The organism is Pseudomonas sp. DVZ6 (genome assembly GCF_024259445.1).
GTDB lineage: Bacteria > Pseudomonadota > Gammaproteobacteria > Pseudomonadales > Pseudomonadaceae > Aquipseudomonas > Aquipseudomonas peradeniyensis.
Genome location: NZ_JANCLM010000034.1, coordinates 20,970 through 42,064, shown reverse-complemented (window position 1 = coordinate 42,064; position 21,095 = coordinate 20,970). Strand labels below are relative to the sequence as shown.

Here is a 21,095-nt window from a genome sequence, read left to right as displayed (position 1 = left end):
AATTCTTCACCTTTTTCAAACCTGTGCAATCCATTTACGGTGCGTATGGATCGACATCAGAACGCCAAACGCTGACAGCAGCGTCACCAACGAAGTTCCGCCATAGCTGATGAAGGGCAGCGGCACGCCCACCACGGGCAGTAGGCCGCTGACCATACCGATATTGACGAACACATAAACAAAGAAGGTCATGGTCAGGCTGCCCGCGAGCAGCTTGCCGAACAGGGTCTGGGCCTGGGCGGTGATCATCAGCCCGCGGCCGATCAGCAGGATGTAGATCAGCAGCAGCAGGCAGATGCCGACCAGGCCGAACTCCTCGCCGAGCACGGCGATGATGAAGTCGGTGTGGCTTTCCGGCAGGAAGTCCAGGTGCGACTGGGTGCCCAGCAGCCAGCCCTTGCCGAACACCCCGCCCGAACCGATCGCCGCCTTGGACTGGATGATGTTCCAGCCGGTGCCCAGCGGGTCGCTTTCCGGGTCGAGGAAGGTCAGTACGCGCTGCTTCTGGTAGTCGTGCATGACAAAGAACCACATCGCCACCGCCACCGGCACCGCCGCGGCGATCACGCTGACGATCCAGCGCCAGCGCAGCCCGCCCATGAACAGCACGAAGGCGCCCGAGGCGAGGATCAGCAAGGCCGTGCCCAGGTCAGGCTGGCGCACGATGAGGATGAACGGCACGCCGATCAGGACCAGGCTGATCGCCACATGCTTGAGCTGCGGCGGCAACGTGCGCTTGGCCAGGTACCAGGCGATGGTCGCCGGCATGATGATCTTCATGAATTCCGAGGGCTGGAAACGGATCACCCCGGGAATGTTGATCCAGCGCGTCGCGCCCATGGCGTTGTGGCCCATGACGTCCACCACGATCAGCAGGAACACCCCGGCCAGGTAGGCCAGCGGCACCCAGCGCGCCATGAAGCGCGGTTCGAGCTGGGCGATGATGAACATCGACACCAGGCCGATGCCGAAGGAACTGGCCTGCTTCATCAGCAGGTCCCAGTTCTTGCCGCTGGCCGAATAGAGCACGAACAGGCTGCCGGCGGCGAGCGTCAGCAGGATGAGCAGCAAGGGGCCGTCGATGTGGATGCGCTGCAGGAAGCTGGCGCGCCTGCGCATCACGTCCTCGCTGGAGAGCATGCGGTCGAAGTTGTTCTTCACGGGGCCGATTCCTGGGCGACTGTGGCGGGGGCGAACTCGGGCTTGAGCCGGCCGTTCTCGTCAAGCAGCCAGGCATCCATGACCTGGCGCACCACGGGGGCGGCGACGCCGGAACCGGACTCACCGTTCTCGACCATCACCGAAACCACGATCCTCGGATCGTCGGCCGGGGCGAAGGCGACGAACAAGGCGTGGTCGCGGTGGCGTTCCTGGAGTTTGTTACGGTCGTACTTCTCACCCTGCTTGATCGCCACCACCTGGGCCGTGCCGCTCTTGCCTGCGATGCGGTACTGCGAGCCGATGGCGGCCTTGCGGGCGGTGCCGCGGGCGCCGTGCATCACCTGCTCCATGCCATGAGTGACCCTGGCCCAGTCAGACTTGTCGCGCAGGACGATGTTTTCCATGGGGTTCTCGTCCACCGGAGGCTGGCCTTCGATGGTCTTGGCCAGGTGTGGACGGTTCCACACGCCTTTGTTGGCAATCAGCGCGGTGGCCTGGGCCAACTGCAGCGGCGTGGTCTGCATATAGCCCTGGCCGATGCCAAGGATCAGGGTTTCGCCGGGGAACCAGGCCTGACGGCGGGTGGCGCGCTTCCACTCACGGGACGGCATCAATCCGGGCGACTCTTCGAACATGTCCAGGGCGACCTTCTGCCCGATACCGAACTTGTTCATGTAGCTGGACAGCCGATCGATTCCCATCTTGTGCGCAAGATCGTAGAAGTACGTGTCGTTTGACCGCATGATCGCCACATCCAGGTCAACCCAGCCATCGCCGGTGCGGTTCCAGTTGCGGTATTTGTGATCGTAGTTGGGCAGTTGGTAGTAACCCGGGTCGAACACCCGGCTGCCTGCCGTCACCACGCCACTGTCGAGCCCGGCAATCGCCACTGCCGGCTTGATGGTCGAGCCAGGCGGATAAAGACCGCGCAGCACACGGTTGAACAGCGGCCGGTCGATCGAGTCGCGCAGTTCGGCGTAGGCCTTGAAGCCGATACCGGTGACGAACAGGTTGGGGTCGAAGCTCGGCTGGCTGACCATCGCCAGCACCTCGCCGGTGCGCGGGTCAAGGGCGACGATGGCGCCACGGCGCCCGCCCAGCGCCTGCTCGGCGGCTTCCTGCAGCTTGATATCCAAGCTCAGCACGATGTCCTTGCCCGGCTTCGGGTCGGTGCGCTTGAGCACTCGCAGCACGCGGCCACGGGCGTTGGTCTCGACTTCCTCGTACCCCACCTGGCCATGCAGCTCGTCTTCGTAGAAGCGCTCGATGCCAGTCTTGCCGATGTGGTGGGTGCCGCTGTAATTCACCGGGTCGAGGCTCTTGAGTTCCTTCTCGTTGATCCGCCCGACGTAGCCCACCGAATGGGCGAAATGCGCGCCCTGGGGGTAGTGGCGAACCAGCTGCGCCGCTACCTCCACGCCGGGCAGGCGGAACTGGTTGACCGCAATGCGGGCAATCTGCTCTTCGTTGAGCTCGAACAGGATCGGCACCGGCTCGAATGGCCGGCGCCCCTGCTTCATGCGCTTCTCGAACAGGGCACGGTCGTCGGGAGTGAGCTCGAGCACCTCGACGATCACATCCAGCACGTCCTGCCACTTGCCGGCATTGCCGGCGCGTTCGCGGGTCATCACCAGGCTGAAGCTGGGGCGGTTGTCCGCCACCACCACGCCGTTGCGGTCGAAGATCAGCCCACGGGTCGGCGGGATCGGCTGCACATGCACCCGGTTGTTCTCCGACAGCGTCGAGTGATAGTCGTACTGGATGACCTGCAGGTAATACAGCCGGGCGATCAGCACGCAGACGAGCAGAACCACCGCCACGGCGCCCACGACGACGCGGTTGCGCACCAGGCGGGCGTCTTTTTCGTGGTCCTTGAGGCGAATCTGCTGCGGCATCGGAGAGGCTTACAGGTTCATTTGTGGTAGGGATGCCCGGACAGCACGGTCCAGGCGCGGTAGATCTGCTCGCCGATGAGTATCCTTACCAACGGGTGCGGCAACGTCAGCGGCGACAGCGACCAGCGCTGTTCGCTGCGCGCGCAGACTTCCGGCGCCAGCCCTTCCGGGCCGCCCACCATCAGGTTGACCGTACGCGCGTCCAGGCGCCAACGGTCCAACTCGCCCGCCAGTTGCTCGGTGCTCCAGGGCTTGCCATGGACCTCGAGGGTGACGATGCGTTCCCCAGGCTGCACCTTGCTCAGCATCGCCTCGCCCTCCTGACGGATCAGGCGGGCGACATCGGCGTTCTTGCCGCGGGTGTTAAGCGGGATTTCCACCAGCTCCAGCGCAAGCTCCGGGGGCAGGCGCTTGGCATACTCATGCCAGCCTTCCTCGACCCACTTGGGCATGCGCGAGCCGACCGCGATCAGACGCAGACGCACGGCGCTTCCTTATTCCCGGTCTTTGAGCTTGTCGGTGAAGTAGTCGCTGGCGTTTTCCGGGCTGTGGTGCTTGGCATCGGCGGCACGGCTCTGCTCGGCACCCAGCCACAGGCGCTCCAGGTCGTAGAACTGGCGGGCAGCGGCGGTCATCATGTGCACGATGACGTCGTTCAGGTCCAGCAGGACCCAGTCGCTGTCGCCCTTGCCTTCTTCACCCAGGGGTTGCGCACCCTCTTTCTTCACCGCTTCACGGACCTTTTCCAGCATCGCGTTGATCTGGCGATTGGAGGTACCGGTGGCAATGATCATGTAGTCGGTCAGGCTGTGCTTTTCGCGCACGTCGATGACCTGGATGTCCTGGGCCTTGACGTCTTCCAGGGCGCTGATGGTCAGTTTGACCAGCTCTTCGCCACTGATGCCATTGATTTTCTGCTTGGTCATATAAAACTCGTTCAACTCATTGATTGAGGCGCCAGCGGGCGCCGTCAGTTGGACACACGATACAGGTCGTGTGCCTCGATATAGGCCAGTACTGCGTCCGGCACCAGGAACCGCACCGACTTGCCGCTGGCCAGCAGCTGCCGGATTTGCGTGGCGGACACCGCGAGCGGGGTCTGCCAGACGAACGAAATGTGCCCCGCCGGGCCGGACATGGCGGTGGGATCGCTCTCCGAGCGCGCCGCCAACAGGTTGCGCAACTCGTCAGGGGGTTCGACATCGGCATCCGGGCGCTGCAGCACCAGGATGTGACAGTGTTGCAGCAGCTCTTCCCAGCGATGCCAGCTGGGCAGGCCGCAGAACGCGTCCCAGCCCAGCACCAGGAACAGCTGGTCGTGCACGTTCAATTCAGAGCGGATCGATTCGAGCGTGTCGATGGTGTACGACGGTTTGTCGCGGGCCAGTTCACGGGCATCGACACTCAGGCAATCAACCCCGGCCACCGCGCCGCGCACCATGGCCAACCGATCCTGGGCCGACACCAGCGGCGTGTCGCGGTGCGGCGGGCGGGCGTTAGGCAGCAGGCGCAGCTCGTCCAGGCGCATGAACTCGGCCACTTCCAGCGCGCTGCGCAGGTGACCGATATGCACCGGATCGAAGGTACCGCCGAGAATGCCGATACGCCGGACTGCCACAGCGTTGCTCAACTCAGCACGACTCCTGGCCGCGCAGCTGGCCGTCGCCGATCACCACGTACTTCTCGCAGGTCAGGCCTTCCAGGCCGACCGGGCCGCGGGCGTGCAGCTTGTCGGTGGAGATGCCGATTTCCGCGCCCAGGCCGTACTCGAAGCCATCGGCGAAGCAGGTCGGGGTGTTGAGCATGACCGACGCCGAGTCTACCTCGGCGATGAAACGCCGGGACTGGCCCTGGTGCTCGGTAATGATCGAGTCGGTGTGGTGCGAGCCGTAGTGGTTGATGTGTTCGATGGCCTGCTCCAGGCCGTCGACGACGCGGATCGACAGGATCGCGTCAAGGTATTCGGTGTGCCAGTCGTCTTCACTGGCCGGCTTGGCGTCGATGATCGCCCGGGTGCGCTCGCAGCCGCGCAGCTCGACGCCCTTGTCGTGGAATCGGCGGGCCATTTCCGGCAGGAAGCGCTCGGCCACGGCCTGGTCCACCAACAGGGTTTCCATGGCGCCACAGATGCCGTAGCGGTAGGTCTTGGCGTTGAAGGCCACGCGCCATGCCTTGTCCAGGTCGGCATGGGCATCGACGAAGACATGGCAGATGCCGTCCAGATGCTTGATTACCGGTACCCGGGCGTCGCGACTGATGCGCTCGATCAGGCCACGGCCGCCACGCGGGACAATCACATCGACGAATTCCGGCATGCTGATCAGCGCGCCCACGGCCTCGCGGTCGGTGGTCTCGACCACTTGCACCACCGCCGGCGGCAGGCCGGCCTCGGCCAGGCCGCGCTGGATGCAGGCGGCGATGGCGCGGTTGGAGTGGATGGCCTCGGAGCCGCCGCGCAGGATGGTGGCGTTGCCCGACTTCAGACACAGGCTGGCGGCGTCGATGGTCACGTTGGGGCGCGACTCGTAGATGATGCCGATGACACCCAGCGGCACGCGCATCTTGCCGACCTGGATGCCCGACGGGCGGTAGCTCATGTCGCGGATGGCACCGACCGGATCCGCCAGGCTGGCCACCTGGCGCAGGCCGGTGATCATGCCGTCGATGCGCGCCGGGGTGAGTGCCAGGCGGTCGAGCAGCGCCGGCTCCAGGCCGTTCTTGCGACCGTTGGCCAGGTCCTGTTCGTTGGCTGCGGTGAGCGCGTCGCGAGCCGCGTCGAGGGCGTCGGCGGCGGCCTGCAGGGCGCGGTTCTTCTGCGCGGTGCTGGCACGGCCGATCACCCGCGAGGCCTCGCGGGCGGCGCGACCCAGGCGGGTCATGTAGTCAAGAACGGACTCGGTCATGGGTTCGGTGTCTTGGCAAAGGGGAAATCGGCTGATTATAACTGGAGCGCTCGGGTACGCCCAGCGGCGGGTGGCGGATGGTCGAAAATGGTGGGGGGAATGTGTTGGAAAGATGTAACGACCCGTATCAGCATTTCCTGCGCCTGATCCGGCCCTTTCGCGGGTAAACACGCTCCCACAGGCTCTGCGCATAACCTGTGGGAGCGGGTTTACCCGCGAAAGGGCCAATCACCGACTTGGCGATTCAGCCTCGATTAAGCCATTCATTGCTATCATCGCCGCCTCCATAGCCACGAACCGCGCGTATGTCCGTCCCAGCCCCCTGCCCGGCCCGGGCCTTGCCCGACAGCTTCTTCGACCGCGACGCCCAGACCCTCGCCCGCGAGCTGCTGGGCAAGGTCATCCGTCATCGCCACGGCGATCTCTGGCTGGCGGCGCGAATCATCGAGACCGAGGCCTACTACCTCACCGACAAGGGCAGCCACGCCTCCCTGGGCTTCACCGAGAAGCGCAAGGCGCTGTTCCTCGATGGCGGGCACATCTACATGTATTACGCCCGTGGCGGCGATTCACTGAACTTCAGCGCCCAGGGCCCGGGCAACGCGGTGCTGATCAAGTCCGCCTACCCCTGGACCGACGCCATCTCAGACGCCAACAGCCTGGCCCGGATGCAGCTGAACAACCCCGACGCCAGCGGCAACCTGCGCCCACCCGAGCGCCTGTGCAACGGCCAGACCCTGCTGTGCCGGGCCCTGGGCCTGAAGGTGCCGAACTGGGACGCCCGGCGCTTCGACCCCGAGCGCCTGTATGTCGAGGACTGCGCCATACAGGTACCAAGGGTGATCCAGACCACCCGGCTGGGCATCCCCCACGGCCGCGACGAACACCTGCCCTACCGCTTCGTCGATGCCGACTACGCGCGCTTCTGCAGCCGAAACCCGCTGCGCCGCGGCCAGGTCGAAGGCAAAGACTTCTTCATGCTCGAACAAGGAAACTGAACCATGGGCCAATGGCTCGACAGCCTGACCACCTGGCTTGGCGCCAATCCGCAGTGGCTCGGCCTGGCGATCTTCATCGTCGCCTGCATCGAATGCCTGGCGATCGCCGGCATCATCGTGCCCGGCACCGTGCTGCTGTTCGCCGTCGCCGTGCTGGCCGGCAGCGGCGCCTTCAGCCTCGGCGAGACGCTGTTGCTGGGCTTCCTCGGCGGGATGCTGGGCGATGCGATCTCCTACGGCATCGGCAAGTACTTCCACCAGAACATCCGCCGCCTGCCGCTGCTGCGCAGCCACCCGCAGTGGATCGGCAGCGCCGAGGCGTACTTCCAGCGCTACGGCATTGCCAGCCTGCTGGTCGGCCGCTTCATCGGCCCGCTGCGACCGATGCTGCCGATGGTCGCCGGCATGTTCGACATGCCGCTGCCACGCTTCATCGCCGTGAGCCTGGTGGCCGGCGCCGGCTGGTCGGTAGCCTACCTGCTGCCCGGCTGGGCCACCGGCGCGGCCATGCGCCTGCCACTGCCGGAAGGGTTCTGGCTGGACGCCGGGATCGTCGTCGGCACCCTGGCAGTGCTCATCGGCCTGAGCTTGAGCACCAGCATTCGCGACCAGCGCCACGGCACCCGGCTGATCGCCGCCCTCAGCGGCCTGGCCGTGGCCGCGCTGTTCATCGGCTGGCCATACCTGAGCGAGTTCGACCAGGGCGTGATGACCCTGGTTCAGGAACACCGCAGCCAGGCCATCGACGGCGCCGTGGTGCTGGTCACCCGCCTGGGCGACTTCCGCACCCAGTTCTTCCTGGGCGGCCTGCTCACCGGCTTGCTGCTGCTGGCCCGGCAATGGCGTCACGCCTTGTTCGCCGGCACCGCGCTGATCGGCACGGCCTTGGCCAACGGTACGCTGAAATGGCTGTTCGCCCGCGCCCGCCCCGAGGTGCTGGTCGATCCGCTGACCAGCTACAGCATGCCCAGCGGCCACAGCTCGGCGTCATTCGCCTTCTTCCTGGTGCTGGCGGTGCTGGCCGGACGCGGGCAGCCGCCGCGCATGCGCCTGACCTGGGTCATGCTGGGCTGCCTGCCGGCGCTGGCGATCGCCTTGTCGCGGGTTTACCTGGGCGCGCACTGGCCAACCGATATCCTCGCCGGAGCGTTGCTGGCGTGCTGCGTGTGCGCGGCGAGCCTGACCCTGGTGCAGCATCGCCAGCCGCTGGTGGCGCTGGCGCAACGGGTGTGGTGGCTGGTGCTGCCGGCATGCGTCGCGTTGCTGGCGTTCTTTGCCCTGCACGCGCTGCCAAAGGCGTTGTTGCGCTACCAGTATTGATACAGTCGCAAGTCCCTGTAGGAGCGGCCTTGTGCCGCGAAAGGGCTGCGAAGCGGCCCCGGGATTTCAGCGCTAAAGCAAAAATCGCCGGGGCCGCGTTGCGCCCCTTTCGCGGCACAAGGCCGCTCCTACAGGGATCGCATGGGCCGCTGGGCGGGCAATCCTGATCAGGCGAACAACTCGCCCTGGATCCGCTCGAGCAACGCCTGGATCGCCTCCAGCCTGAGCTGCGGCGAATCGATGGCCAGCAGGCCGAGCTTATCCTCTTCCATGAACGGCAGCAGGTACGCCAGCTGGTTGCCCAGCGACTGGCGCCCGTCCACGTCGCGCGGCATGTCCAGCGCTTCGACCATCGGGTGCTCGCCCAACGCCAGCAGCAGGGCCAGGAGGTCGTCGTCCTGCTCCAACAACGGGCTGTCCGCCAGGTCCGGCAGCCATTGCACCTCGGCGAGCATCAGCTGGTCCTTCTGCACCTCGGTCCGCTCGACGCGAAACCGCCGCACGCCCTCGACACGGATGCCCAGCAGGCCGTTGTCCTGCTGCACGAAATCGCGGATCAACGCCTCGCAGCCGAGCGAGGCCACCACTGGCGGCGCCTTGCCCACCTGTTCGCCTTCAAGGATGCACACCACGCCGAAACCGGCGCCCTGCTTCATGCAGCGGCCGATCATGTCCAGGTAGCGCGCCTCGAAGATCTGCAGGTCGAGCAGGCAACCGGGGAACAGCACGGTATTGAGGGGAAACAGCGGTAACGTCATCTCGATTCCTCAAGCCACCAGGCTGACCGCCAACGGCAGGAACACCGCCGTGGCCACCCCCATCAGGCTCATCGCCAGCGCGGCGAAGGCGCCGCATTCGTCACTTTCCTGCAAGGCCACCGAGGTACCCACCGCGTGGGCGGTCACCCCCAGCGCCATGCCTCGCGCCTCCGGGCTGAGCACGCCGCAGCGGGTCAACAGCGCCGGGCCGAAGATCGCGCCGATCACCCCGGTGATCAGCACGAACACCGCGGCCAGGGCCGCCACCCCGCCGATCTGCTCGGCCACCAGCATGGCGATCGGCGAAGTGACCGACTTCGGCGCCATGGTCATCAGGATCATGTGTTCGGCACCGAACCACCACCCCAGCGCCAGGCACGCCACGGTGGCGAACAGGCCTCCGACTACCAGCGTAGTAAATGTCGGCCAGAACAGCTGCCGAATACGCCGCAGGTTGAGGTAGAGCGGCACCGCCAGGGCCACGGTAGCCGGCCCCAGGAGGATGTTCATGATCTCGGTGCTCTTGCGGTACTCGGCGTAGTCGATGCCGCAGGCCAGGAGGATGCCGATCACCACCAGCATCGACACCAGCACCGGCTGCAGGAAGATCCAGCGGGTCCTCTCATAGCCCGCCAGCACCAGCTGGTAGGCGGCCAGGGTGATGCCGATGCCGAACAACGGATGGTGGATGACCGCCTCGAGCGCGCCGTGCCAGTCGAGGATCATGGCTGCTCCTCGCGCCTGCCCTGACGCTGGATCAACTTCTGCATCAGCACGCCGACGAACACCAGGGTCAGCAGGCAGGAAATCAGCAGGGCTCCGACAATGGCCCAGAAGTCGGCGGCGATGTCCCTGGCATAGACCATCACCCCCACCGCCGGCGGCACCAGCAGCAGCGGCAGGTAGCGCAACAGGCTGCCGGCGGCCTCGTTGAGTGGCTGGCCGACCTCGCCACGGATCATCAGGAAGGCCATCAGCAGCAACAGGCCGATGATGGGCCCGGGCAGGATGGGCAGCAACAGGTGGTTGATCGCCGTTCCCAGCAACTGGAACAGCACCAGCCAGGTCAAACCACGCAACAGCATATGGACCTCCCTCAGAGCATGGCGACCATTATAAGCACGCTAAGCAACTGCCTATAAGGCGATATTCGGCGAAAAGCGGGCAACTTGACTGAAACGGTTCGCCGTGCTGATCTTGCACACTCGTACCAAATGACAATCTGGAGATGTCGCGATGCCCTATGTACCCGTTACAGAGCTTTCGCAGTACGTTGGCAAGGAACTGGGACGTTCCGCCTGGCTGAAGATCGATCAGCAACGCATCAACCTGTTCGCCGAGGCCACTGGCGATTTCCAGTTCATCCATGTCGACCCGGTCAAAGCGGCCAAGACCCCGTTCGGCACCACCATCGCCCATGGTTTTCTCACCCTGTCGTTGATTCCCAAACTGATGGAAGACATCCTCGTGCTGCCCGAAGGGCTGAAGATGGTGGTCAACTACGGCCTGGACAGCGTGCGCTTCATCCAGCCGGTGAAGGTCGACAGCCAGGTACGACTGAAGGTCGACCTGACCGACGCCACCGAGAAGAAACCGGGGCAATGGCTGCTCAAGGCCACCGTCACCCTCGAGATCGAAGGCGAAGAAAAACCCGCCTACATCGCCGAACCGCTGTCGCTCTGCTTCGTCTGAGCCGCCCCAGGGGTCGCCACGCGGCCCCGATTCACGCACCTGCGCATTCTGCGGCATACTCGGCGCATCGATTGTCCCGGAACCCGCCATGCGCCGCCTGCTCCCCCTGACCCTGATCCTGCTGCTCGCCGCCTGCGGCGAAGGCGAACCACTGTCGCCCCCGGACGCCCGGCTGCCCGACGGCGGCCGCTACCGCGGCCAGGTGGTTGACGGCCTGCTGCAAGGCGAGGGGCGCATCGACTATCCCAACGGCAGCTGGTACGCCGGCACCTTCAAGGACGGCCAGTGGCATGGCCAGGGCGAATGGCACGGCAGCAACGGCGAGGTCTATCGCGGCCAATTCAGCGAAGGCCTGTTCCAGGGCCTGGGCGACCTGACCACCCCCGACAGCCATTATGCCGGCACCTTCAAGCATGGCCGCCGCGATGGCGAGGGCACGCTCAAACAAAACGACCAGACCTACCGCGGCCAGTTCAAGGACGACCAGTACGAAGGTGCCGGCCAGCTCGAACTGGCCGACGGCAGCCGCTACCAGGGCCTGTTCGCCAAGGGCAAGCCCAACGGCGCCGGGGTGCGCAGCGACGCCAGCGGCAACCAGTTCGGCGGCCACTTCATCGACGGCCAGCTGCAAGGCGCCGGCACCTACGACAGCGCCGACGGCGAGCAGTACATCGGCGAGTTCAAGGACAACCGCCTCGAAGGCCGAGGTCGCTACGAGAGCGCCGACGGCGACGTCTGGATCGGCGACTTCAAGGATGGGTCGCTGGTCGGCCAGGGCGAACTGCTGGGCAGCGACGGCAGCCGCTACAAGGGTGGTTTTCGCGACTGGCGCTTCGCCGGCAGCGGCACCTTGCAACTGGCCGACGGCAGCCAGTATGTCGGCGGTTTTGCCGACGACGCCTACCATGGTCGCGGCAAGCTGACCCACCCGGACGGACGGGTCGAGAGCGGCACCTGGGTCAACGGCGTGCGGGTGCGCGATGCCCAGGGCAAGCTGCTGCCCGACCCGCTGGACCTGGCCCTGCTCAACCAGGGCAAACTACTGGCCGATGCACTGGCCAAGGTGCCTGCGTCGGTACCGCCGGTGCAGCTGTACAGCCTGGTGGTGGCCGGTGACGGCCAGCAAAGCGTGTTCCTGCGTGAGGCCGACTATGTCAGCAACATGCTCAAGGTGCGCTTCGGCGCCCACGGCCAGGTGACCCTGGTCAATCATCGCGACCATCTGGCCGACCGCCCCATGGCCACACGCGAGAACATCACCCGTGCCGCCCGTACCCTGGCCGAGCGCAGCGGCCCGGAGGACCTGGTGTTCATCTACTTGACCAGCCACGGCAGCCATGACCACCAACTGGTGCTCGACCAGCCGCGCCTGCAACTGGCCGACCTGTCCGCCGACGAACTGGCCAGCGCCCTGGCACCACTGAAGGACCGCGACAAGGTGATCGTCATCTCCGCCTGTTATTCCGGTGGCTATATCGCCCCGCTCAAGGACGACCGCACCCTGGTCATGACCGCCGCGCGCCCCGACCGGGTGTCGTTCGGCTGCTCGGAAGAGGCCGACTTCACCTACTTCGGCGACGCCCTGTTCGCCCAGGCGCTGAACCAGACCGACGACCTGAAACAGGCGTTTGAACTGGCGCGGCAAAGCGTTGCCGAAAGAGAACGAAGGGAGGGCTTCGAAGCCTCGGAGCCACAGCTCTGGGCGCCGCCGCCAGTGATCAGCCACTGGCAGCGCCTGCGCCACCAACAGGCCGAGCAAGCCCTGCGCAATGAAGCCCAGCCAGCTTCGGGGGAACAGGCAAAAAAACCTGGCGCCCACTAAGCTGTGTAGTAACGAGGGAGAGACACCATGTACCTGACGCCTCAACATGTCCTGCTTGCCGGTGCCACGGGTCTGACGGGTGAACACCTGCTGGATCGCCTGCTCAACGAGCCCACCATCAGCCGCGTGCTGGCACCGACCCGTCGCCCCCTGGCCGAGCATCCGCACCTGGAAAACCCGGTGGGCGACCCGGCCGTGTTTCTCCCGCAACTGGCCGGTCGTGTCGATATCGCCTTCTGCTGCCTGGGCACCACGCTCAAGCAGGCAGGCTCGGAAAACGCCTTCCGCGCCGTCGACCTGGACATGGTCGTGGCCTTCAGCAAGCGTGCCCGCGAGATGGGTGCCCGTCACCTGCTGGTGATCAGCGCCCTGGGCGCCGATCCGAAGTCGTCGGTCTTCTACAACCGGGTCAAGGGCGAGATGGAAGAGGCGCTCAAGCAGCAGGACTGGCCGCAGTTGACCATCGTGCGGCCTTCGCTATTGCTCGGAGAGCGCATAGAGCCGCGCCTGGGTGAGCGCATGGCGGCGCCGTTTGCCCGTCTGATACCGGGCAAGTACCGGGGCATCGAGGCCTGCACCCTGGCCCGGGCGCTGTGGCGCCTGGCGCTGGAAGAGGAAGACGGGATTCGGGTGGTCGAGTCGGACGAGTTGCGAAAACTCGGCAAGAAATAAGTCGCCAATGCCGGCCTCATCGCGGGGCAAGCCCGCTCCCACGCTCCGGGTATCGTTCAAGGGCGTGGGAGCGGGCTTGCCCCGCGATTGCTTTATTACAGACCACCGGTGGCGTTGAAACCCACCCCCGCCGCAGTCAACAACGACAGCGGCAGCAACAAGGTATCCAGCAACGCGCTCCCCGGCAGGTCCAGCCCCGGATAAGCCGGCGCTTCGGCGCCAAAGCGGTCCTCGGGGCAACAACCGCCATTGATCACGTACAAGTCCAGGCGCGTTCCGGCATACACCACCGGCGCCCCCGGCTTGTTGGCATCGAGGGTGCGCACCGTGGCGCAACCGCCGAGCTGGGCCAGTATCACCAGCCCCGCCAACACCCGCTTCAATCATCGACCCCGTAATGATGCTCGCCCCAGCGCGGCAGCATGTCCTGCGGGATGTTCAGCAGGTTGAGGATGCGCGCCACGACGAAATCGACCAGGTCGTCGATGCTCTGCGGCTGGTGATAGAACCCCGGTGCCGCCGGCAGGATCACCGCGCCCATCTGCGACAGCTTGAGCATGTTCTCCAGGTGGATGGTGGAGAACGGCGCCTCGCGCGGCACCAGGATCAGTTGCCGACGTTCCTTGAGGGTCACGTCGGCGGCGCGCTCGATCAGGTTGTTGCAGGCACCCGTGGCGATCGCCGACAGGGTGCCGGTGGAACAGGGCACCACCACCATCGCCGCCGGCGCGCCGGAGCCCGAGGCCACCGGCGACATCCAGTCCTCCTTGCCGTACACGCGGATCTGCCCGTCGGCCGCGCCGGTGTACTCGGTGAGGAACGCCTGCATGGCCTGGGGCTTGGCCGGCAGCAGCACGTCGGTCTCGGTGGCCATCACCAACTGCGCGGCCTTGGAGATGAGGAAGTGCACCTCGCGGTCCTCGCGCACCAGGCAATCGAGCAGACGCAGGCCATACTGCGCCCCGGAGGCGCCGGTCATGGCCAGGGTGATGCGTTCCGGCCCGCTCACTTCAGCGCCTCGGCCAGCTTGCCGTGCAGGCCGCCGAAGCCGCCGTTGCTCATGATCACCACATGGGTGCCCGGGCGGGCCTGGCCCTTGATGCGCTCGATGATGGCTTCGAGGCTGTCGGCCACCACGCTCGGCACCTTGCACTGCGCGGCGGTGCCCGCCAGGTCCCAGCCCAGGTTGGGCGGCGCGTACCAGATCACCTGGTCGGCGTCGTTGATGCTTTCCGGCAGGCCATCGCGGTGGGCGCCAAGCTTCATGGAGTTGGAGCGCGGCTCGATCACCGCAATCACCGGCGCCTCGCCAACGCGCTTGCGCAGGCCATCGAGGGTGGTGGCAATGGCAGTCGGGTGGTGGGCGAAGTCATCGTAGATGGTCACGCCTTGAACTTCGGCGACCTTCTCCATACGCCGTTTGACGCTCTTGAACGCGCTCAGGCCCTCGATGCCCATGGCCGGGGCCACACCCACATGGCGGGCGGCCGCCAGGGTGGCCAGGGCGTTGGCAACGTTGTGCTGGCCAGTCAAGGCCCAGTCCACCACGCCTTGCGCCTCGTCCTCGAACAGCACTTCGAAGCGCGAACCGTCGGCGCTGAGCAGGCGCGCCTGCCACTGGCCACCAGCTCCGGTGGTCTGCACCGGGGTCCAGCAGCCCATGCCGATCACTCGCTCCAGCGCCTGCTCGGTGGTCGGGTGGATGACCAGGCCTTCGCTCGGGATGGTGCGCACCAGGTGATGGAACTGCCGCTCGATGGACGCCAGGTCCGGGAAGATGTCCGCGTGATCGAACTCGAGGTTGTTGAGGATCGCGGTGCGCGGGTGGTAGTGCACGAACTTTGAGCGCTTGTCGAAGAAGGCGCTGTCGTATTCGTCGGCCTCGACCACGAAGAACGGTGTGCCGCCCAGGCGCGCCGACACCGAGAAGTTCTGCGGCACGCCGCCGATCAGGAAGCCCGGGCTCATGCCGGCATGCTCCAGGACCCAGGCCAGCATGCTGCTGGTGGTGGTCTTGCCATGGGTACCGGCCACGGCCAGCACCCAGCGGCCCTGCAGCACATGGTCGGCCAGCCACTGCGGGCCGGACACATAGGGCAGGCCCTTGTTCAGCACGTACTCCACCGCCGGGTTGCCCCGCGACATGGCGTTGCCGATCACCACCAGGTCAGGTGCCGGCTCCAGCTGGGCCGGGTCGTAGCCCTGGGTCAGCTCGATGCCCTGGGCCTCGAGCTGGGTGCTCATCGGGGGATAGACGTTGGCATCGGAGCCGGTGACGCGGTGGCCCAGTTCCTTGGCCAGCACCGCCAGCGAACCCATGAAAGTGCCGCAAATACCGAGAATATGAATGTGCATGATCGACCTCGCAAAACGTCGAGGCAGGGTAGCCCAGGGCGAGGGAAATCGCACTCGCTGTTTCGCTCAACCAGCCCTGGCGATGCCGTGTTTGCGCAGTTTTCGATACAAGGTATTGCGGCTGATGCCCAGGTGTTCGGCGACGCGGGTCAAGTGCCAGCGGTTTGCCTCCAGTACGGCGAGCAATGCATCGCGCTCGGCGTGTAGGAGCGGCCTTGTGCCGCGAAAGGGCTGCGCAGCGGCCCCGGCGATTTCAGCGATATGGTCAGGATCCTGGGGCCGCTCTGCGGCCCTTTCGCGGCACAAGGCCGCTCCTACAGAGGGCGCGCCATGGCGGACAATTGCAGGGAGATCGGAAAACTCGATGTGCGCACCTTCGCACAACGCCACCAGCGTACGCAGCACATTCCTCATCTGCCGCACGTTACCCGGCCAGGTGAAGTCCAGCAGTGCCTGGCGGGCGGCCGGGTCGAGGCCGACGGGTTGGCCCTCGGCCTCCTGCGCCAGCAGGAAATCGAGCAACTGCGCCTTGTCGCTACGCTCGCGCAGCGCCGGCAGTGCAACCTCGAGGCCATTGAGGCGGTAATAGAGATCTTCGCGAAAGCCCCCCTGTTCAACCCGTTCCAGCAGGTCACGGTGGGTGGCGCTGACGATCCGCACATCCACCGCCTGCGGCTCGCCACCGATGGGCACCACCTGGCGTTCTTCGAGCACCCGCAGCAGGCGGGTCTGTAGCGCCAGCGGCATATCGCCGATCTCGTCCAGCAGCAAGGTGCCGCCATCGGCCTGCAACAGCTTGCCGCGCATGCCCTCCTTGCGCGCGCCGGTGAAGCTGCCGCCGCGATAGCCGAACAGCTCGCTCTCGATCAGGCTCTCGGGAATCGACGCGCAGTTGATCGCCACGAACGGCTTGTGCCGGCGCGAGCTGGCCTGGTGCACGGCCTGGGCGAAGGCCTCCTTGCCGCAGCCGGTCTCGCCGCGCAGCAGCAGCGGCACATCACGCTCGAACACCCGCACGGCGCGGCGAAAGTCCTCGCGCAGGGCCGGGTCGAGCAGGCAGATGCCGGGGTCGCTGGCCCGGGGCAAGGCCACCGGCACTGACCACACCGGCGTTCGGGCCTGGCCGCGCAAGCTGGCGAACACCTGGCGGCCATCGCGGGTGTGCAGCGGCCAGGCGCTGCTGCCCTGGGGCGTGGCGCGACTGAACAGCTCGTCGTGGCTGCAGGCGAAGAACCTGTCCAGGGGCTTGCCCAGCACGCCGCCTCGGATGGTCCCCAGCAGGTTCAAGGCGCTCTGGTTGGCGGCGCAAATCCGCCCGTCGCCATCGACGGCAAGCAACCCTTCGCTGAACAGGCCGACCGACTCGGCCTGCAGGTGGAAGCGCAGCAGCCACTGCTGCTCGAAATGACGCAGGAAATAACAGCTTTCGATCATCTTCGCCGACAGGTTGACCAGGGCCATGGTGTGGAACTGGCTCTGGCGCGAAACATCCGGCCGTGCCGATGACACGTCGAGTACCCCCAGCAGTTCACCGTGGGGGTCGAATACCGGGCTGGCCGAGCAGGTCAGGCCGGTATGGCGGCCACGAAAGTGCTCGTCCTGGTGAATGGTCAGGGCCTGGCGCTCGACCAGGCAGGTGCCGATGCCGTTGGTGCCCTCGCGGGCTTCGCTCCAGTCGGCGCCAAGCCACAGCCCGGCGCGCTCGAAGATGCGCCGCTCGCCGGGAGCGGTGACGCAGTTGAGGATCACCCCGCGGGCGTCGGTCAGCAACACCGCGTGCCCGCTGCCGGAGAGCTGCTGGTGCAGGCTGTTCATCTCGTTGTCGGCGATCTGCAGCACCTGGCGCAGGCGCTCGCGGCTCTCCAGCAGGCGGCCGTGCTCGAGCACCACCGGGGCCTGGGCCCGTGCCGGGTCGAGGTGGTAGTCCTCCAGGCAGCGCAGCCAGGAGCGGGCGATCGACGGGTCGCTGCCCGGCCCGCTGGCCTGGCCGTGGGCGACCGTGAGCACTTGCTGGGCATGGCGGCTGAACGGGTTGCTCTGCATTTGTAGTTGTTCTCCGCAGATAGAGCGTGTCGCCAGCATCCTCCAGGCGGGAACGCTTTGCAATGGTGCACTGACCCTGCGGTCACGACCCGTGTCGCAAACGGTACAAAGTGTCACCCAGGCCGTACCGGCCTTGGCACAGAGCATGGCCAACCGCTTACCGCCCTTGACCCAAGTCATTGATACACAAGGACCTCCAGGCGCTGGCCCGACCTTTGCTCTACGCTAGGAAACTCCGCAACAATCACAACGACCAGGAGACACACCATGCGTTACGCACATCCCGGTACCGAGGGCGCGAAGGTTTCCTTCAAGAGCCGCTACGGCAACTACATCGGTGGTGAGTTCGTTCCTCCGGTAAAGGGTGAGTACTTCACCAACACCTCGCCGGTGAACGGCCAGGCGATCGCCGAGTTCCCCCGCTCCAGCGCCGAAGACATCGAAAAGGCCCTCGACGCCGCCCATGCCGCCGCCGACGCCTGGGGCCGCACCTCGGTGCAGGACCGCTCCAACGTCCTGCTGCGCATCGCCGATCGCATCGAGCAGAACCTCGAACTGCTGGCCATCACCGAGACCTGGGACAACGGCAAGCCGATCCGCGAAACCCTCAACGCCGACATCCCGCTGGCGGTCGATCACTTCCGCTACTTCGCCGGCTGCATCCGCGCCCAGGAAGGCGGCGCCGCCGAGATCAACGAATCCACCGTGGCTTATCACATCCACGAGCCACTGGGCGTGGTCGGGCAGATCATCCCGTGGAACTTCCCGCTGCTGATGGCCGCCTGGAAGCTGGCCCCGGCCCTGGCCGCCGGCAACTGCGTGGTGCTCAAGCCTGCCGAGCAGACGCCGCTGGGCATCACCGTGCTGCTGGAGCTGATCGGCGACCTGCTGCCCAAGGGCGTGCTCAACGTGGTGCAAGGCTATGGCCGCGAGGCCGGTGAAGCCCTGGCCACCAGCAAGCGCATCGCCAAGATCGCCTTCACCGGCTCCACCCCGGTCGGCGCGCATATCATGAAATGCGCCGCCGAGAACATCATCCCGTCCACCGTCGAGCTGGGTGGCAAGTCGCCCAACGTCTACTTCGAGGACATCATGCAGGCCGAGCCGGCCTTCATCGACAAGGCCGCCGAAGGCATGGTGCTGGCGTTCTTCAACCAGGGTGAAGTATGCACCTGCCCGTCGCGCGCCCTGGTGCAGGAGTCGATCTACCCGCAGTTCATGGAAGTGGTGATGAAGAAGGTCCTGCAGATCAAGCGCGGCGACCCGCTGGACACCGACACCATGGTCGGCGCCCAGGCATCCCAACAGCAGTTCGAGAAGATCCAGTCGTACCTGAAGATTGCCCAGGAAGAAGGCGCCGAGCTGCTCACCGGCGGCAAGGTGGAGCAGCTCGAAGGCGCGCTGGCCAGCGGCTACTACATCCAGCCGACCCTGCTCAAGGGCAACAACAAGATGCGCGTGTTCCAGGAAGAAATCTTCGGCCCGGTGGTCAGCGTCACCACCTTCAAGGACGAAGCCGAGGCCCTGGCCATCGCCAACGACACCGAGTTCGGCCTCGGTGCCGGCGTGTGGACCCGTGACATCAACCGCGCCTACCGCATGGGCCGCGGTATCAAGGCCGGCCGCGTGTGGACCAACTGCTACCACCTGTACCCGGCGCACGCCGCGTTCGGTGGCTACAAGAAGTCCGGCGTCGGCCGTGAAACCCACAAGATGATGCTCGACCACTACCAGCAGACCAAGAACCTGCTGGTGAGCTACGACATCAACCCGCTGGGCTTCTTCTAAACCGCGTCGCCCTTTTCGCGGGTAAACCCGCTCCCACAGATACAGCATAAAATTCAAAATCAGTGCCGAATCTGTGGGAGCGGGCTTGCCCGCGAAGAGGCCAGACCTGCACAAACCAGAAACCAGGGCGGTTCCCGTGCATCAACCGCTCTGGCCCGCTTCCTGCAAAACGAATCACCAGTGGCCGGCAGTCCCTCCGGCAACCTAAGAAAAACAACAGGTGAACCCTATGCCAAGCGATCATTCCGGCAGCGCGCCGGCGAGTTCCTCCGTCGACTTCGAAAAAGTCGGATCGGACTATTTCCAGCAACGTGAACTGAAGAAAGGCGCCGCCGGCTGGGTCCTGCTGGTGGGCCTGGGCGTGGCCTACGTGATCTCCGGCGACTATGCCGGCTGGAACTTCGGCCTGGCCCAGGGTGGCTGGGGCGGCATGTTCCTCGCCACCCTGCTGATGGCCACCATGTACCTGTGCATGTGCTTCTCCCTGGCCGAACTTTCGTCGATGATCCCCACCGCCGGCGGCGGCTATGGCTTTGCCCGCAGCGCCTTCGGCCCCTGGGGCGGGTTCCTCACCGGCACGGCGATCCTCATCGAGTACGCCATTGCCCCCGCAGCCATCGCCGTGTTCATCGGCGCCTACTGCCAGTCGCTGTTCGGTATCGGCGGCTGGATGATCTACCTGGCCTTCTACATCGTGTTCATCGGCATCCACATCTTCGGGGTGGGCGAGGCGCTGAAGCTGATGTTCATCATCACCGCCGTCGCCGCCATCGCCCTGGCGGTGTTCCTGATCGGCATGGTGCCCCATTTCGATGCAGCCAACCTGTTCGACATCGCCAAGACTGACGCCGTGGGTGCCAGCAGCTTCCTGCCGTTCGGCTACGTCGGCGTGTGGGCGGCGATTCCCTACGCAATCTGGTTCTTCCTCGCGGTCGAGGGCGTGCCGCTGGCCGCCGAAGAGACCAAGAACCCGAAACGCGACCTGCCCCGCGGCCTGATCGGCGCGATGCTGGTGCTGCTGGCCTTCGCCCTGCTGATCCTGGTGGTCGGGCCCGGCGGCGCCGGTTCCGAAGCGCTGAAGGCCTCGGGCAACCCGCTGGTCGAGGCGCTGTCCAAGGCCTACGGCGGCTCCACCTGGATGGGCGGCTTCGTCAACCTGGTGGGCCTGGCCGGCCTGATCGCCAGCTTCTTCTCGATCATCTATGCCTATTCGCGGCAGATCTTCGCGCTTTCCCGTGCCGGCTACCTGCCGCGCAAGCTGTCGGAAACCAACAAGAGCAAGGCCCCGGTACTGGCCCTGGTGATCCCCGGCATCATCGGCTTCGCCCTGTCGCTGACTGGCCAGGGCGACCTGCTGATCCTGGTGGCGGTGTTCGGCGCCACGCTGTCCTACGTGCTGATGATGGCCGCGCACATCACCCTGCGTATCCGTCGCCCGAAAATGGAGCGCCCGTACCGCACCCCCGGCGGCATCTTCACCTCGGGCGTGGCCCTGGTGCTGGCCTGCATCGCCGTGGTCGCCGGGTTCCTGGTCGATCCGCGGGTGGTGATTGGCGCTGCGGTGATCTATGCAGTATTAATTGCCTACTTTGCTTTCTACAGCCGTCACCACCTGGTGGCGGGTACCCCGGAAGAGGAATTCGCCGCGATCCAGAAGGCCGAAGAGGCCCTGCACTGATCGCCGACTT

20 protein-coding genes are annotated in these 21,095 nt (G+C 65.7%); 7 read left to right on the top strand and 13 right to left on the bottom strand.

Translation table 11 applies throughout. The features are described 5' to 3' along the window. Positions 1-15: 15 nt before the first annotated feature. From rodA to NMG10_RS19085, 6 genes are read right to left on the bottom strand one after another with little or no spacing between them, the layout of a single operon-like run. Positions 16-1,119 carry a rod shape-determining protein RodA gene (rodA, locus tag NMG10_RS19110; RefSeq protein ID WP_203652712.1) on the bottom strand — a complete coding sequence of 368 codons (1,104 nt, stop codon included), beginning with the start codon at positions 1,117-1,119 and terminating at the stop codon, positions 16-18. Positions 1,120-1,157: 38 nt separating this feature from the next. Then, the gene (gene mrdA, locus NMG10_RS19105) at positions 1,158-3,056 is read right to left on the bottom strand and encodes a penicillin-binding protein 2 (RefSeq protein WP_203648164.1); all 1,899 of its coding nucleotides are present in this window, start codon (positions 3,054-3,056) and stop codon (positions 1,158-1,160) included. 17 nt (positions 3,057-3,073) lie between these two features. Further along, the gene (rlmH, locus tag NMG10_RS19100) at positions 3,074-3,541 is read right to left on the bottom strand and encodes a 23S rRNA (pseudouridine(1915)-N(3))-methyltransferase RlmH (RefSeq protein WP_023631106.1); all 468 of its coding nucleotides are present in this window, start codon (positions 3,539-3,541) and stop codon (positions 3,074-3,076) included. 9 nt (positions 3,542-3,550) lie between these two features. Then, complete coding sequence (gene rsfS / locus NMG10_RS19095) at positions 3,551-3,982, bottom strand: ribosome silencing factor (protein ID WP_203648165.1); 432 nt, start codon at positions 3,980-3,982, stop codon at positions 3,551-3,553. Positions 3,983-4,026: 44 nt separating this feature from the next. Continuing rightward, positions 4,027-4,686: a nicotinate-nucleotide adenylyltransferase gene (gene nadD, locus NMG10_RS19090; protein ID WP_203648166.1), complete on the bottom strand. Its 660-nt coding sequence runs from the start codon at positions 4,684-4,686 to the stop codon at positions 4,027-4,029. 1 nt (position 4,687) lies between these two features. Continuing rightward, the gene (locus tag NMG10_RS19085; protein WP_203648167.1) at positions 4,688-5,959 is read right to left on the bottom strand and encodes a glutamate-5-semialdehyde dehydrogenase; all 1,272 of its coding nucleotides are present in this window, start codon (positions 5,957-5,959) and stop codon (positions 4,688-4,690) included. Between the two features lie 305 nt (positions 5,960-6,264). On the opposite strand from NMG10_RS19085, the gene NMG10_RS19080 reads away from it, so the two are divergent. Next, positions 6,265-6,957: a DNA-3-methyladenine glycosylase gene (locus tag NMG10_RS19080; RefSeq protein ID WP_254464909.1), complete on the top strand. Its 693-nt coding sequence runs from the start codon at positions 6,265-6,267 to the stop codon at positions 6,955-6,957. Between the two features lie 3 nt (positions 6,958-6,960). Further along, positions 6,961-8,277, top strand: coding sequence for a bifunctional DedA family/phosphatase PAP2 family protein (locus NMG10_RS19075; RefSeq protein ID WP_254464907.1), 1,317 nt, complete (start codon positions 6,961-6,963; stop codon positions 8,275-8,277). Between the two features lie 167 nt (positions 8,278-8,444). Here NMG10_RS19075 and NMG10_RS19070 read toward each other — a convergent pair whose 3' ends face one another. The 3 genes from NMG10_RS19070 to NMG10_RS19060 are packed head-to-tail and all read right to left on the bottom strand — an operon-like array spanning position 8,445 to position 10,120. After that, complete coding sequence (locus NMG10_RS19070; RefSeq protein ID WP_203648170.1) at positions 8,445-9,035, bottom strand: LON peptidase substrate-binding domain-containing protein; 591 nt, start codon at positions 9,033-9,035, stop codon at positions 8,445-8,447. Between the two features lie 9 nt (positions 9,036-9,044). After that, positions 9,045-9,761, bottom strand: a complete 717-nt coding sequence (locus NMG10_RS19065) for an LrgB family protein (protein ID WP_203648171.1) — start codon at positions 9,759-9,761, stop codon at positions 9,045-9,047. Further along, entirely contained in the window at positions 9,758-10,120 is a 363-nt protein-coding gene (locus NMG10_RS19060) for a CidA/LrgA family protein (protein WP_203648172.1), read from the bottom strand. The genes NMG10_RS19065 and NMG10_RS19060 overlap by 4 nt, the downstream gene beginning before the upstream one ends. A 151-nt stretch (positions 10,121-10,271) precedes the next feature. Here NMG10_RS19060 and NMG10_RS19055 point away from each other — a divergent pair, with 151 nt between their 5' ends. The 3 genes from NMG10_RS19055 to NMG10_RS19045 all read left to right on the top strand — a co-directional run bounded on the left by NMG10_RS19055 (position 10,272) and on the right by NMG10_RS19045 (position 13,221). Next, on the top strand, positions 10,272-10,727 hold the full coding sequence (locus NMG10_RS19055; protein WP_110737952.1) for a MaoC family dehydratase: 456 nt from the start codon (positions 10,272-10,274) through the stop codon (positions 10,725-10,727). Between the two features lie 88 nt (positions 10,728-10,815). Next, positions 10,816-12,549 carry a C13 family peptidase gene (locus tag NMG10_RS19050; RefSeq protein ID WP_254464906.1) on the top strand — a complete coding sequence of 578 codons (1,734 nt, stop codon included), beginning with the start codon at positions 10,816-10,818 and terminating at the stop codon, positions 12,547-12,549. 27 nt (positions 12,550-12,576) lie between these two features. Further along, positions 12,577-13,221 (top strand): oxidoreductase, encoded by a 645-nt coding sequence (locus NMG10_RS19045; protein ID WP_028690375.1) that lies wholly within the window; start codon positions 12,577-12,579, stop codon positions 13,219-13,221. Positions 13,222-13,316: 95 nt separating this feature from the next. On the opposite strand, the gene NMG10_RS19040 is transcribed toward NMG10_RS19045, so the two are convergent. From NMG10_RS19040 to NMG10_RS19025, 4 genes are all read right to left on the bottom strand, one after another. Further along, the gene (locus tag NMG10_RS19040; RefSeq protein ID WP_050707139.1) at positions 13,317-13,604 is read right to left on the bottom strand and encodes a YceK/YidQ family lipoprotein; all 288 of its coding nucleotides are present in this window, start codon (positions 13,602-13,604) and stop codon (positions 13,317-13,319) included. Then, a complete protein-coding gene (ubiX, locus tag NMG10_RS19035; RefSeq protein ID WP_198744903.1) occupies positions 13,601-14,230 on the bottom strand; it encodes a flavin prenyltransferase UbiX in 630 nt (209 codons plus the stop codon). The genes NMG10_RS19040 and ubiX overlap by 4 nt, the downstream gene beginning before the upstream one ends. Next, the gene (mpl, locus tag NMG10_RS19030; protein WP_254464904.1) at positions 14,227-15,576 is read right to left on the bottom strand and encodes a UDP-N-acetylmuramate:L-alanyl-gamma-D-glutamyl-meso-diaminopimelate ligase; all 1,350 of its coding nucleotides are present in this window, start codon (positions 15,574-15,576) and stop codon (positions 14,227-14,229) included. Before mpl ends, ubiX begins: the two co-directional genes overlap by 4 nt. Positions 15,577-15,642: 66 nt before the next feature. Continuing rightward, positions 15,643-17,619 (bottom strand): sigma-54-dependent Fis family transcriptional regulator, encoded by a 1,977-nt coding sequence (locus NMG10_RS19025; RefSeq protein WP_234562436.1) that lies wholly within the window; start codon positions 17,617-17,619, stop codon positions 15,643-15,645. Positions 17,620-17,886: 267 nt separating this feature from the next. Between NMG10_RS19025 and NMG10_RS19020 the strand changes: the two genes are divergently transcribed. Both NMG10_RS19020 and eat read left to right on the top strand, forming a co-directional pair. Then, complete coding sequence (locus NMG10_RS19020) at positions 17,887-19,407, top strand: aldehyde dehydrogenase family protein (protein WP_203648175.1); 1,521 nt, start codon at positions 17,887-17,889, stop codon at positions 19,405-19,407. Between the two features lie 229 nt (positions 19,408-19,636). Next, positions 19,637-21,085, top strand: a complete 1,449-nt coding sequence (eat, locus tag NMG10_RS19015; RefSeq protein WP_028690369.1) for an ethanolamine permease — start codon at positions 19,637-19,639, stop codon at positions 21,083-21,085. Positions 21,086-21,095 lie beyond the last annotated feature (10 nt).

Bases quoted from the DNA above. Each gene is read 5' to 3' on its own strand.
- NMG10_RS19055 (WP_110737952.1), top strand. From the start codon at position 10,272: ATGCCCTATGTACCCGTTACAGAGCTTTCGCAGTACGTTGGCAAGGAA.
- NMG10_RS19060 (WP_203648172.1), bottom strand. From the start codon at position 10,120: ATGCTGTTGCGTGGTTTGACCTGGCTGGTGCTGTTCCAGTTGCTGGGA.
- NMG10_RS19020 (WP_203648175.1), top strand. From the start codon at position 17,887: ATGCGTTACGCACATCCCGGTACCGAGGGCGCGAAGGTTTCCTTCAAG.
- eat (WP_028690369.1), top strand. From the start codon at position 19,637: ATGCCAAGCGATCATTCCGGCAGCGCGCCGGCGAGTTCCTCCGTCGAC.
- NMG10_RS19075 (WP_254464907.1), top strand. From the start codon at position 6,961: ATGGGCCAATGGCTCGACAGCCTGACCACCTGGCTTGGCGCCAATCCG.
- mpl (WP_254464904.1), bottom strand. From the start codon at position 15,576: ATGCACATTCATATTCTCGGTATTTGCGGCACTTTCATGGGTTCGCTG.
- NMG10_RS19025 (WP_234562436.1), bottom strand. From the start codon at position 17,619: ATGCAGAGCAACCCGTTCAGCCGCCATGCCCAGCAAGTGCTCACGGTC.
- NMG10_RS19065 (WP_203648171.1), bottom strand. From the start codon at position 9,761: ATGATCCTCGACTGGCACGGCGCGCTCGAGGCGGTCATCCACCATCCG.
- NMG10_RS19085 (WP_203648167.1), bottom strand. From the start codon at position 5,959: ATGACCGAGTCCGTTCTTGACTACATGACCCGCCTGGGTCGCGCCGCC.
- NMG10_RS19045 (WP_028690375.1), top strand. From the start codon at position 12,577: ATGTACCTGACGCCTCAACATGTCCTGCTTGCCGGTGCCACGGGTCTG.
- NMG10_RS19050 (WP_254464906.1), top strand. From the start codon at position 10,816: ATGCGCCGCCTGCTCCCCCTGACCCTGATCCTGCTGCTCGCCGCCTGC.
- mrdA (WP_203648164.1), bottom strand. From the start codon at position 3,056: ATGCCGCAGCAGATTCGCCTCAAGGACCACGAAAAAGACGCCCGCCTG.
- rsfS (WP_203648165.1), bottom strand. From the start codon at position 3,982: ATGACCAAGCAGAAAATCAATGGCATCAGTGGCGAAGAGCTGGTCAAA.
- NMG10_RS19080 (WP_254464909.1), top strand. From the start codon at position 6,265: ATGTCCGTCCCAGCCCCCTGCCCGGCCCGGGCCTTGCCCGACAGCTTC.
- NMG10_RS19070 (WP_203648170.1), bottom strand. From the start codon at position 9,035: ATGACGTTACCGCTGTTTCCCCTCAATACCGTGCTGTTCCCCGGTTGC.
- rodA (WP_203652712.1), bottom strand. From the start codon at position 1,119: ATGCGCAGGCGCGCCAGCTTCCTGCAGCGCATCCACATCGACGGCCCC.